The organism is Pseudomonas sp. HN8-3, from assembly GCF_020790195.1.
Taxonomy (GTDB): domain Bacteria; phylum Pseudomonadota; class Gammaproteobacteria; order Pseudomonadales; family Pseudomonadaceae; genus Aquipseudomonas; species Aquipseudomonas synxantha_A.
This window is the reverse complement of sequence record NZ_CP086206.1, coordinates 4912250-4923925: the sequence shown is the minus strand read 5'-3', so window position 1 is coordinate 4923925 and position 11676 is coordinate 4912250. Positions and strand designations below refer to the sequence as shown.

The 11676-nt window shown below is 57.1% G+C and carries 16 protein-coding genes and 1 tRNA gene; 11 read left to right on the top strand and 6 right to left on the bottom strand.

The window, feature by feature from the left end:
* Positions 1-100: 100 nt before the first annotated feature.
* On the bottom strand, positions 101-481 hold the full coding sequence (locus LJX92_RS21890; RefSeq protein WP_032879577.1) for a response regulator: 381 nt from the start codon (positions 479-481) through the stop codon (positions 101-103).
* 180 nt (positions 482-661) lie between these two features.
* Between LJX92_RS21890 and LJX92_RS21885 the strand changes: the two genes are divergently transcribed.
* Entirely contained in the window at positions 662-1093 is a 432-nt protein-coding gene (locus LJX92_RS21885; protein WP_228308944.1) for a bleomycin resistance protein, read from the top strand.
* Positions 1094-1123: 30 nt separating this feature from the next.
* Positions 1124-1498, top strand: coding sequence for a c-type cytochrome (locus tag LJX92_RS21880; protein ID WP_078822265.1), 375 nt, complete (start codon positions 1124-1126; stop codon positions 1496-1498).
* A 146-nt stretch (positions 1499-1644) separates the two neighbouring features.
* Here the strand turns inward: LJX92_RS21880 and LJX92_RS21875 are convergent, their stop codons facing one another.
* Positions 1645-1929 carry a barstar family protein gene (locus LJX92_RS21875; RefSeq protein ID WP_228309925.1) on the bottom strand — a complete coding sequence of 95 codons (285 nt, stop codon included), beginning with the start codon at positions 1927-1929 and terminating at the stop codon, positions 1645-1647.
* A 443-nt stretch (positions 1930-2372) separates the two neighbouring features.
* Between LJX92_RS21875 and LJX92_RS21870 the strand changes: the two genes are divergently transcribed.
* Positions 2373-2669, top strand: a complete 297-nt coding sequence (locus LJX92_RS21870) for a T6SS effector amidase Tae4 family protein (protein ID WP_266105156.1) — start codon at positions 2373-2375, stop codon at positions 2667-2669.
* A complete protein-coding gene (locus LJX92_RS21865; protein WP_032879588.1) occupies positions 2666-2899 on the top strand; it encodes a hypothetical protein in 234 nt (77 codons plus the stop codon). Before LJX92_RS21870 ends, LJX92_RS21865 begins: the two co-directional genes overlap by 4 nt.
* A gap of 145 nt (positions 2900-3044) precedes the next feature.
* On the opposite strand, the gene LJX92_RS21860 is transcribed toward LJX92_RS21865, so the two are convergent.
* The gene (locus LJX92_RS21860; protein ID WP_032879590.1) at positions 3045-3416 is read right to left on the bottom strand and encodes a PH domain-containing protein; all 372 of its coding nucleotides are present in this window, start codon (positions 3414-3416) and stop codon (positions 3045-3047) included.
* 156 nt (positions 3417-3572) lie between these two features.
* Here LJX92_RS21860 and LJX92_RS21855 point away from each other — a divergent pair, with 156 nt between their 5' ends.
* A complete protein-coding gene (locus LJX92_RS21855; RefSeq protein ID WP_032879592.1) occupies positions 3573-4208 on the top strand; it encodes a LysE family translocator in 636 nt (211 codons plus the stop codon).
* Positions 4209-4216: 8 nt separating this feature from the next.
* Here LJX92_RS21855 and LJX92_RS21850 read toward each other — a convergent pair whose 3' ends face one another.
* Positions 4217-4909: an NBR1-Ig-like domain-containing protein gene (locus tag LJX92_RS21850; protein WP_005791214.1), complete on the bottom strand. Its 693-nt coding sequence runs from the start codon at positions 4907-4909 to the stop codon at positions 4217-4219.
* 229 nt (positions 4910-5138) lie between these two features.
* On the opposite strand from LJX92_RS21850, the gene LJX92_RS21845 reads away from it, so the two are divergent.
* The gene (locus LJX92_RS21845; protein WP_032879594.1) at positions 5139-5945 is read left to right on the top strand and encodes a 2OG-Fe(II) oxygenase family protein; all 807 of its coding nucleotides are present in this window, start codon (positions 5139-5141) and stop codon (positions 5943-5945) included.
* Between the two features lie 26 nt (positions 5946-5971).
* Positions 5972-6610 carry a LysE/ArgO family amino acid transporter gene (locus LJX92_RS21840; protein ID WP_005791208.1) on the top strand — a complete coding sequence of 213 codons (639 nt, stop codon included), beginning with the start codon at positions 5972-5974 and terminating at the stop codon, positions 6608-6610.
* On the opposite strand, the gene LJX92_RS21835 is transcribed toward LJX92_RS21840, so the two are convergent.
* A complete protein-coding gene (locus LJX92_RS21835; protein ID WP_148852663.1) occupies positions 6581-6910 on the bottom strand; it encodes a hypothetical protein in 330 nt (109 codons plus the stop codon). The two genes, LJX92_RS21840 and LJX92_RS21835, sit on opposite strands and share 30 nt — an antisense overlap.
* Before the next feature lie 85 nt (positions 6911-6995).
* Positions 6996-7080: transfer RNA gene (locus tag LJX92_RS21830), tRNA-Leu, on the bottom strand.
* 108 nt (positions 7081-7188) lie between these two features.
* Between LJX92_RS21830 and queA the strand changes: the two genes are divergently transcribed.
* From queA to secD, 4 genes are all read left to right on the top strand, one after another.
* Positions 7189-8238 (top strand): tRNA preQ1(34) S-adenosylmethionine ribosyltransferase-isomerase QueA, encoded by a 1050-nt coding sequence (gene queA / locus LJX92_RS21825; protein WP_032879598.1) that lies wholly within the window; start codon positions 7189-7191, stop codon positions 8236-8238.
* A 5-nt stretch (positions 8239-8243) separates the two neighbouring features.
* Positions 8244-9359: a tRNA guanosine(34) transglycosylase Tgt gene (tgt, locus tag LJX92_RS21820; protein ID WP_032803964.1), complete on the top strand. Its 1116-nt coding sequence runs from the start codon at positions 8244-8246 to the stop codon at positions 9357-9359.
* A gap of 43 nt (positions 9360-9402) precedes the next feature.
* The gene (yajC, locus tag LJX92_RS21815) at positions 9403-9741 is read left to right on the top strand and encodes a preprotein translocase subunit YajC (protein WP_003175975.1); all 339 of its coding nucleotides are present in this window, start codon (positions 9403-9405) and stop codon (positions 9739-9741) included.
* Between the two features lie 62 nt (positions 9742-9803).
* A complete protein-coding gene (gene secD, locus LJX92_RS21810) occupies positions 9804-11675 on the top strand; it encodes a protein translocase subunit SecD (protein ID WP_032879599.1) in 1872 nt (623 codons plus the stop codon).
* The last annotated feature ends 1 nt before the right edge of the window (position 11676 follow it).

Below are 11676 nucleotides of genomic sequence, written 5' to 3'. Positions count from 1 at the left end.
AAGCGAAAAGGCTGACCAGTGGATCAGAAAAGTCGCTCCCTGTATTCCAAATGACCCCACGGCACGCCACGAGTTCGGTCCGGATGATATCGCGACGCTATCAATGCATGGGCGGTCCCTGCTGGGTCAACGCCGTTTGCACGCACTCAAGCAAGTGATCGGTGCTCCATGGTTTAGGCAGAAACCGCACCGAGCTGCCCAATTGAGTGGCGATCTTCGTATTGCCGGAAGTCAGCACCACCTGCACCTCAGGCCAGCGATGAGCCACTACGCGGCTCAAGTCGTAGCCATTGAGCAGGCCGGGCATTTGAATATCACTGACAATCAAGTCCACAGGGTCGTCGCCCCGCTCCAGATAAATCATCCCTTCATCCGCCGAAGGGAATGAAGTCACCACCGCACCGAAATCCTCCAGCACATCCACCATTAACGCCCGAATGATCTCGTCGTCTTCCAATACTAAAATCGATGGCTGAGCCATGATCCTTACTCCACCATCAGGGGTTCAGTAAGGTGGAGTGGGGGTTGGGTATATAGGTTCGATTGGATGTTTTTTAAACGATGGGTGGTCATTCGGCTGGTTCCAGCATGTGGTCTTGCCCCACGCCGTCAGCACGATAATCCGTTAAGGTAAGCGCCACTGCGACGTCCAAGGAATGCCATGTTTAAGCGTAATCCCCTCGTGCCAGAACTCATCGTTACCCACCTCGGTGCCAGCCTGGCATTCTGGGTTGACCAGTTGGGTTTCGGCATCGCCTATCAGCGCGCTGAAGAAGGCTTTGCCTACCTCGACCTGCACGGTGCGCAAATCATGCTGGAACAATACGAGCCGCACGCCGGGCAGTGGTTGACCGCGCCCTTGCAGCAGCCTTTCGGGCGTGGCATCAACTTGCAAATCGACGTGCCTGCCATAGCGCCTATCTTGCGGCGCCTGTCGGAGATCGGCCGCCCGTTGTTCCGTAACGTCGAGGATGCCTGGTACCGCGCGGGCGACGTAGAGGCCGGGCAGCGCCAGTTCATCGTGCAAGACCCGGACGGTTATCTGGTGCGCCTGGTGGAACGGCTGGGGGAGCGGCCGTTCAAGCAGGCATAATTGACGGCAATAACCCATAGGGAGACCCTGATGAAGTACGTGTTATTGACCCTCGCCCTCACCGTTGTCGCTGCACCCGCGTTTGCAGCTGGCGACGCCGAAGCGGGCGGCAAACTCTTCACCAAGACCTGCGGCGGCTGCCACAGCATCGGTGAAGGTGCACGCGGCGGTTTTGGGCCGCAGCTGAACGGCATTATCGGCCGACCTGCCGGTACGACCCCGGACTATCAGTATTCGGATGCGATGAAGAATTCGGGAGTGGTTTGGACGCGGGACAAACTAACGGCCTACATCGAAGACCCGAAATCGGTGGTAAGTGGGACGCGGATGATTTTCTGGGGAATCAGTGATCCGCAGAAGATTGAAAATATCTTGGCGTACTTAGATACATTCCAGCCCAAGTGAGCTGCCCAGGCTGACGGCTACCACCGGGCACAACGCGATCAGAAGGTGGCGGGGCTTGCCGTCATGCCAGTCAGTTAAGCGCAGGCTCCCACATTGAACTGGGTTCGGCTTAAGGTATCGCCGTCGGTTGTCATTAGGCTCAAGCATCAATAGCGAACCCGCGACGCAAGCTCCGGGTAATGGGTCGCAAGCTCAGCCAAGCACTGCCGCAGCATCTTGGCATCGTGGGGTAGGTGCTCTGAAAAAATATCCCAACCAGAAAACTCAAGCGTCTCCGGCATTTCTACCAAGCCGCTGATGGCGTCCCAAAAGGCATCCCAGTTTCGGCCATACCAGTTGGGGAAGTTGAGTGAAGTGCACAGTGTGGCGTGAAGTTCTTTGGGGTTTTGGATGCGGCTCAGGTCTATTTTGATGATGGATGTTCGGGTCACTTGTGCACCATTTGCTGATTTACAGGCGCCTTGAATATAACCAGGACAAATGCACCCGTCCTCATGTTTCACAGCACGTGATTTTAGGCCTTTCATTAACATTATGAGCCTTGGCCTGCATCCAAAGCCTACACGCAAGTAGGACCGTTCTGATTTGCGACTGACCTCAGTATTAGCGGCAAAGCGTTTGCTACGTTCGTGTGAAAAATACGCGATGGAAGCGCTTAATGCTGACGTTCAACTCCCTATGGAAAAACCATCCGGAAATCTTCGGAGACGCCGCCCCTTGTAGAACCAACGGCGCCAAAAATTTCAGTGACCAATGCGCCATTAACCTGGGCGTAGCACTGCGCAGGTCAGGCGCCGACCTGAGCAGGTAGAGAGGTGTGCGCTATTGTTGGCAGCATGCCAAGAGTGAGGGCCATGTGTTGGCAGCTGAGGAGATGGCCAAAGCTCTAAGTGACGCGAATATCCCCGGTTTGCAGCGCCCGAAGAAGATAAAACCTGAGGATTTCGAAGAGGTGTTGGCGGGGCAGCAAGGCATTATCTTTTTCAAAGACTTTTGGCGCCGAGGGAATGAGACGTCTGGCAATCGCAGTGGTGACCACATTGACCTTTGGAATGGGCGGCGGTTGACGAATTGGCTGAGTTATCCGCGTATTCAGTTGGGGCTTTCGATTGAGGGGACGTTCTCGGACTATCACGAGTCCAGGGAGATATGGTTTCGGAAAGTCATATGAAGGTGGTTAAGGGCGTGCTCTTTGTGATCGGGATGGTTGTGGTGGCGCTGACGGTGTTTAACGGATTGGTTGTGGCAGTGTCGGCTTATTTCGGGCCGTTTTATGAGGGGGATGCGCAACAGAATCGAAATTTTGGATTTTGGTTGGTGGGTAATGGGGTTGTGATGCTGGCTACGGTGTTGCTGGGAGTGGGTTGGTATCGCAGATATTTGCGCAGGCGTGGGGTGTGAGTTTTCAAGTGTTCGGCGGATCATGTATTCATGGGAGGGCGCCATCGGGAGCAAGCCCCCTCCCACATTATGATCTGGTACATCTGTTGAATCGTGTAGGCAAAAAAAAGGCCTTGGTGCGCCAAGGTCTTTTTTTGCCCAAGGTTCAGGTCAGCAGATGCTTTGAAATCAGCCGCGAGATCTCCACAATCGAGGTTTTCCCAGTGAACTCGAACTTCACCTTCCCCAGCGACGAAAAGTAAATCTCCAGCTCCGAATCCAGATCAAACGTCCCTGACGTTTCCACTGAATACGCCACGATGTTTTTGTACGGCAGCGAAGTGAAGTCCTTCTTGCTGCCGGTAATCCCCTGCACGTTCACTGCGATGATGCGCTTGGTGGTGAAGACCACGCCGTCGCGCATGGCCTTGTACGCGTCGACCACTTCTTCGCCGTCCATCAGCAGGGCCGAAACGCGTTCGGCGTATTCGTTGTTTTGTTTGAGCTTGAAGAAGCCTTTGTTGTTGAAGTCGATCATGTGCCTGTCCTGGTTGAAGGGTGCCGCTGGTGTATGGCGTTTTGCTCGCGGATCTGTATCTAACGGCTGAGCCTGCAAGGCTCTAGCATGGCGCGTAACACTACAGTGCTGGCGAAGGATTTTACGCCGGCAGCATAAAAATCCAGGAGCTAAACAATGCCCGATATATCCAGCTTGCTTGCCTACGGCCTGATTTCACTCGGCATGGTGCTCACGCCCGGGCCGAATATGATTTACCTGATTTCCCGCTCGATCTGCCAGGGGCGCACCGCAGGGCTGATCTCACTTGGCGGGGTGGCGCTGGGCTTTTTGATCTATATGGTGTGCGCGGCGCTGGGTATCACCGCGCTGGTGATGGCGGTGCCGCTTGCCTACGACGTGCTGCGGTTCGGCGGTGCGCTGTATCTGGTGTACCTGGCGTGGCAGGCGGTCAAGCCGGGCGGGCGTTCACCGTTTCAGGTGCGGGACTTGCCCAAGGACAGCCCGCGCAAGTTGTTCACCATGGGCGTGGTGACCAACCTGCTCAATCCCAAGGTGGCGGTGATGTATCTGTCGCTGCTGCCCCAGTTCATTGAACCGAACGGCCATGGCAGCGTGCTGTTGCAATCGTTGGTGTTGGGCTCTCTGCAGATTTTCATCAGCGTCAGCGTCAATGCGGTGATTGCTTGTATGGCCGGCTCCATCGCGGTGTTCTTCGTGACTCGGCCGGGGTGGCAGGTGGTGCAGCGCTGGGTGATGGGGTCAGTGTTGATGGGGTTGGCAGTACGGATGGCGGTGGAAGGGCGCAAATAAGGCTGCTTTCAGCGTGCCATGACATTGACAATCACATGCAGGATGAATGCAGGTCCATAGCAGGGGCGCCCGTGTTCATCTTCGATACGCCATATCGAAGTGACCGTGCAGGTCTCTTTCGGCGCTCCAAACTCTACGGTGATATGCACCGGTTGGCCGGGCAGGGTTTCGGCAATCGGTACCTCGTTGTTAAGGCTGCGCAGGTGGCTGTCCATCACCACTTCCAGGGGCTCGCCTGTAGCCGTGCGACGGGCGATGACGTATTCACCGTCCACTCGAACCAATCGTCGACCGCGCCAGGGGCGGGTACCGACGTTCTGGATCTCCCAGGTTTTCTGAAACGTTTCGCCAGGCAGCACGACGGTTTGGTCGGGCGTGGTGACGTCGGCGTTAAACACCACAATGTCGCCAAGATCATGCAGGCCGATGGCTCGGTTGGTGGTTGCCATTGAATGGGTATCGACCGGTGCGCCTGCCAAATCGGCGAAGTAGCGGAACAGCAATAACGGGGACACCTGCAGCGCCTTGGCCAGTTTGATCAGGGTGCGTACCGAGGGATCCTGTGAAATGCCACCCGCTAATCCGTAAAGATAGGTACGCGAAATACCGGCTTCCTTGGCCAGGGTTGTCATGGATTTGCCCAGTTCCCGGCTGCGTCTTACGACCAGTGCTCGGAGTGTGTCGCGGGTTTTGATGCTCATATCCGTACGTTGATCCCCGTCCTTGAAAAATCATCATCTTGTTCGCCAAAAAGGACAACTTGCTCGCCGTTGCGTGTAGTGAGCCCTGCACACTCGCAACCTGCTAGCGCCGTTGTGAAGGACATGGATCGGTCCCTTTCTGTTTGGCTATATCCAGTGTCGCGGTTTCTCGCATGCTTGCGAACCTAGTGTGTGTTGCATTCCTTTACAACTATCTTTGGGTATAGCTATGTCTCGATTAAAAGCATGCTGCGAATCCATAGCCCGATCAGGCTTTGGCATTCTGCAAATTCCTGATGCGATGTTGCAGGACTACAAAAAGATCATCGATGGGTATTCGGCCATTCCCCAGGCCATCAAGGATGAATTTTCCTTTGCCCAGGACACGGATGGGTTTTTCCCTTTTGGCGCCGAGTACTCCCTTGTCGAGGATCACCCTGACCTGTGCGAGCGGTTTTGTTACTGGCCCGCGCACGCTTCAAAAAGAACCGCTTTCGAATTCACCCGAAGTACTTTCGTTGCCGCAGTCGGCAGTTTTGAACGACAGATGAGCGAGTTGGCCCAGGGGGTGATGGATGGCATTTGCGAGGAATTTGGCGTGGCACCCTTGGCCCCCTTTCGCGCGGCATCGTATATCCAGTTGTGTGTCTACGGTCCACAGGCCAAAGACCATTCTCGTAAATTTGCTCAGGATCCTCATGAAGACGGGCATATGCTTTCGTTTATCAAGCCTACCCGCGAAGGGCTGGTCTTGATGAAGGGACGATCGTTGGAACCTGTACGCCTTCTGGAGAACGAGGTCGCGGTGCTGGCCGGCTCCTTGCTGACAGAGCTCTCCGATCATGCCGTGCCTGCCGCCTACCATGCTGTACTTGCGCCCAGCAAACCGGTCGCCAGAAGCTCATTGATTTACTTTGCAAACCCCAATCCGGACCAGTTGCTGACGACCTTTTACCGCCAGAAACCCATTGACCTGGGCAGCACGGTGAATGCTCGTCATACCGGTTTCGGTAATCAGCCGATTCAACTGCGCTAAATAGTCCTGGAGGGCTCGAACAGTCCATGTTTCCTCACTTCAATGCCCTTTACATCGAAGGTTTGCTCTTGGGCATCGGACTGTTCGCCGCCCCAGGCCCGAAAGACACCCTGGTGATCCGCCAAGGTGTCGGTCGCGGGCCGATCTGGGGCGTTGTCGCCATTTGCGTATTGGCCGATATTTTCCTGATCGCTTTCGGGGTCACGGGTTTAGGGTCGTTATTGGGAAGTCGGCCTGAGGTGATGGCGCTATTGCTATTGTCCGGAGCGGCCTATCTGCTTTGGTTTGGTGGCCAGCGTCTGTTGGCTTGTATCCGGGATCAGTCCATGCCGGATGCTCAAGGCGGCAATTCGCAAAGAGGGCTGTTGCGCTCGGCGGTCATACTCGGCTTTGCCAACCCTTATGCATGGCTGGATACCGTGGTGCTGATTGGTTCTATCGGGGCCACGAAACCTGCGGGCCAACAGGCACTGTTCGCGACAGGCGCCATGACGGCATCACTCGTGTGGTTTGTGGTGTTGGCGCTGTGCTGTCAGCGGCTGACAGTATTGTTTCGCAAGCCAGCGGTCTGGCGTTGGCTGGATGCAGGGGTGGCGGTATTGATGGTGTACCTGGCCGTTATGCTGATCACCGATTCATTGCACATCTTTCAGATAGCCCTTTAGAACGGTCAGCGGGCAGATCAACTCATCAAGGCGAGAGATGTTTTGCACAGGGGTGGATAGCTTTAGCAATTCACGCCCGAGCACGCTGTCCGCTCCACCCAATGCAATCAACGCCTGGGTGATGCACTCATCGAGCTTCAACTGGATCTCAGCCAAGTTTCCCTGGCGCACCAACAACCCAAACACTTCACGCTCATAGCCATCCATTGCAGGATCATCGCGCAGCAGCGGGCTGCCGTCCTCGGTTTCATGCGCCAGCTTCAGGGCGAACAGTGCAACCGCTTCAAGCATCAATTCCATGGTCTCACTAACCCCCCACTGCCACGCCCGGCACTTTTTCACAGGCGAAAAAAAAGACCTTGAATTTCAAGGTCTTTCTTTAAGATGGTGCCCCGAGGGAGACTCGAACTCCCACTCCTTTCGAAAACGGATTTTGAATCCGCCGCGTCTACCAATTCCGCCATCAGGGCTCAATGGCGGCGAAGTATAGAGATGAGATTACCGTTGGTCAATCACGTTTCATGGTCTATTTTCACTATTTCCGCTAGACTTCCCGGCCCTGCTAGACGAACCCCATCATGCGCGTTGCTGACTTTACTTTTGAGCTCCCTGATTCGCTGATCGCTCGCCACCCTTTGGCCGAGCGTCGCGCCAGTCGACTGCTGACCCTGGACGGGGTCAGCGGTGCCCTCGCACACCGTCAATTCACTGATTTGCTTGAGCATTTGCGCCCGGGCGATTTGATGGTTTTCAACAACACCCGGGTGATTCCGGCGCGGCTGTTCGGCCAGAAAGCTTCCGGCGGCAAGCTGGAAATTCTGGTGGAGCGGGTGCTGGACAGCCATCGTGTGCTGGCCCATGTGCGCTCCAGCAAGTCGCCCAAGCCGGGTTCGAGCATCCTCATTGATGGCGGTGGCGAAGCCGAGATGGTTGCGCGCCACGATGCCTTGTTCGAGCTCAAGTTTGCCGAAGAAGTGCTGCCGTTGCTGGATCGCGTCGGCCATATGCCGTTGCCTCCTTATATAGACCGCCCCGACGAAGACGCGGACCGCGAGCGCTATCAGACGGTGTACTCACAGCGCCTCGGCGCTGTAGCGGCGCCGACTGCCGGGCTGCATTTCGACCAGCCGCTGCTGGATGCGATTGCCGCCAAGGGCGTCGAGACGGCCTATGTGACGCTGCACGTGGGGGCCGGTACGTTTCAGCCGGTGCGTGTGGAGAACATCGAAGACCACCACATGCACAGCGAATGGCTGGAGGTCAGCCAGGACGTCGTGGACGCGGTCAATGCGTGCAAGGCGCGCGGCGGGCGAGTGGTGGCCGTGGGCACCACCAGCGTACGATCACTTGAAAGTGCGGCGCGTGATGGCGTGCTCAAGCCGTTCAGTGGTGACACTGATATCTTTATTTTTCCGGGCCGGCCATTCCATGTGGTCGATTGCCTGGTCACCAATTTCCATTTGCCCGAATCCACGCTCTTGATGCTGGTGTCGGCATTTGCCGGTTACCCGCAAACCATGGCTGCTTACCAGGCCGCCATTGCCAACGAGTACCGTTTTTTCAGCTACGGTGATGCGATGTTTATCACCCGTAACCCGGCGCCACGCGGCCCAGAGGAACAACTATGAGTCGTATGTCGTTTGAATTGTTGGCCACCGACGGCAAGGCCCGTCGCGGTCGCCTGACCTTCCCGCGCGGCACCGTGGAGACCCCGGCGTTCATGCCGGTCGGCACCTACGGCACCGTCAAGGGCATGTTGCCGCGCGACATCGTCGCTACCGGTGCCGAGATTATCCTCGGCAACACCTTCCACCTGTGGCTGCGCCCGGGCACGGAAGTGATCAAAAAGCACGGCGATCTGCATGACTTCATGAAGTGGCAAGGCCCGATCCTCACCGACTCCGGTGGTTTCCAGGTATTCAGCCTGGGCGCCATGCGCAAGATCAAGGAGGAGGGCGTAACCTTCGCCTCGCCGGTGGACGGTGCCAAGGTGTTCATGGGCCCGGAAGAGTCAATGCAGGTCCAGCGCGACTTGGGCTCCGACATCGTGATGATTTTCGACGAGTGCACGCCTTACCCGGCTGACGAAGACGTGGCGCGCATCTCCATGGAGCTGTCCCTGCGTTGGGCCCAGCGCTCGAAGAACGCCCATGGTGACAACACCGCGGCCCTGTTCGGGATTGTCCAGGGCGGGATGCACGAAAGCCTGCGTAAACGCTCGCTGGAAGGCCTCGACAAGATCGGCTTCGACGGCCTGGCCATCGGCGGTTTGTCGGTGGGCGAGCCCAAGCACGAAATGATCAAGGTGCTCGACTACCTGCCGGGCCTGATGCCCGCTGACAAACCTCGTTACCTTATGGGCGTTGGCAAACCGGAAGATCTCGTAGAGGGTGTGCGCCGCGGTGTGGACATGTTCGATTGCGTGATGCCAACCCGTAATGCCCGCAATGGGCATCTGTTCATCGATACAGGCGTGCTCAAGATCCGTAACGCGTTCCATCGCCATGATGATTCGCCGCTGGATCCCACCTGTGACTGCTACACCTGCCAGAACTTCTCCCGTGCCTATCTGCATCATCTGGACAAGTGCGGGGAAATGCTGGGTAGCATGTTGAATACCATCCACAATTTGCGTCACTACCAAGTCCTGATGGCTGGTTTGCGCGAGGCTATTCAACAGGGTACATTGGCCGCCTTCGTCGATGCCTTCTATGCCAAGCGCGGGCTCCCTGTGCCGCCCTTGGACTGAGTTTTCCGACCCTAAGATTCACTATTTGCAACTGGAGTGCTAAATGAGCTTTTTTATCTCTAACGCCATGGCTGACGCCGCTGCGCCTGCTGCTGCCGGCCCTATGGGCGGTGGTTTCGAGTGGATTTTCCTGGTCGGCTTCCTGGTCATCTTCTACCTGATGATCTGGCGTCCACAGGCCAAGCGCGCCAAAGAGCAGAAAAACCTGCTGGGCAGCCTGCAAAAAGGCGACGAAGTCGTGACCACTGGCGGCATCGCCGGCAAGATCACCAAGGTTTCCGATGCTTTCGTGGTACTGGAAGTCTCCGACACCGTAGAAATGAAGTTCCAGAAGGGCGCCATCGCCGCCACGCTGCCTAAGGGCACGCTCAAAGCGATCTAAGTAACAACCTTTACCAATCGACGGGGCGCGCAAGGCGCCCCGCGTTATAAGCGGGCGGCGTGATGCTGAACAAATACCCTCTGTGGAAATACGTACTGATCCTGGCGGTGCTGGCGATCGGTTTTATTTATTCCGCTCCCAATCTCTATCCTGATGACCCGGCGATCCAGATCTCTGGCGCCAGCACTTCGCTGCAGGTCAATCAGGCTGATCTGGAACGCGCTAGCAAAGCGCTGACTGACGCGGGCATCCAGGTTAAAGCGGCAACCTTGGCAGCTGGTTCCAAAGGCGGCTTGTTGCGCCTGACCAAGCAAGAAGACCAATTGCCGGCCAAGGACGTTGTACGCAAGGTCATGGGTGACGACTACGTCGTTGCATTGAACCTGGCACAGACCACGCCTCAATGGCTGCGCAGCATTGGCGCGCACCCGATGAAGCTGGGCCTGGACTTGTCCGGTGGCGTGCACTTCCTGCTGGAAGTCGACATGGACAAGGCCCTCGACGCGCGTCTGAAAGTCTATGAAGGCGACGTGAAGAGCCTGCTGCGCAAAGAGAAACTGCGTTATCGCAGCTTGCCGCAGCTCAACGGTGCCATCCAGCTGGGTTTTGCTGACGAAGCTTCCCGCGAGCAGGCCCGTGCGCTGATCCGCAAGAATTTCAATGACTTCGACATCGTTCCGGCCGACTTGAATGGTCAGGCTGTGTTGCGCCTGGCGATGAGCCCGGCCAAGATCGCCGAGATCCGCGAGTACTCCATCAAGCAGAACTTGACCACGGTACGTAACCGCGTCAACGAGCTGGGTGTGGCCGAGCCGATCGTGCAGCGCCAGGGCGCCAACCGTATCGTGGTTGAGTTGCCGGGTGTACAGGACACTGCTGAAGCCAAGCGTATCCTTGGTAAAACCGCCAACCTGGAATTCCGCCTTGCAGCTGAGCCGGGTGCCACTCGTGCGACCTCCGAAGAGTTCGAGTTCCGCGAGGGCAATCGTCCTCCTGCGTTGATCGAGCGTGGCTTGATCATCACTGGTGACCAGGTGACCGATGCCAAGGCCGGTTTCGACTCGCAGCACGGTACGCCCGAAGTGAACATCCGCCTGGATGGCCACGGTGGCGAACTGATGAGCCGCGCCACGCGCAGCAACGTCGGTCGCAGCATGGCGGTGATCTTCATCGAGCAGCGCCCCGTTACCACCTATACCAAGCAGATGGTCAACGGCGTCGAGAAAGACGTGCCGGTGCAGACCTTCAAGGAAGAGAAAAAGATCATCAGCCTGGCGACCATCCAGTCGCCGCTGGGTGCGCAGTTCCGCATCACTGGCCTGAACGGCCAGGGTGAGTCCTCCGAGCTGGCGCTGCTGCTGCGTGCTGGTGGCCTGGCGGCGCCGATGTACTTCGCTGAAGAGCGTACCATCGGCCCGAGCCTGGGTGCCGACAACATCACCAAGGGTGTGGATGCGGCGCTGTGGGGCATGTTGTTCGTGTCGCTGTTCATCATCGCCATCTACCGCTTCTTCGGCGTTATCGCCACCGTCGCACTGGCGGGCAACATGGTGATGCTGCTGGCGCTGATGTCGCTGCTGGGCGCGACGCTGACCTTGCCGGGTATCGCCGGTATCGTGCTGACCATGGGTATGGCGGTTGACGCCAACGTGCTGATCTTCTCGCGTATCCGTGAAGAGATCGCCGCCGGCATGACCGTGCAGCGTGCTATCAACGAAGGCTTCGGCCGGGCATTTACCGCGATTCTCGACTCCAACTTGACCACTTTGCTGGTCGGCGGGATTCTCTTTGCCATGGGCACCGGCCCCGTCAAAGGTTTTGCGGTGACCATGTCCCTGGGTATCTTTACCTCGATGTTCACGGCCATCATGGTGACCCGCGCAATGGTCAACCTGATCTTTGGCGGGCGTGACTTCAAGAAGTTGTGGATTTAAG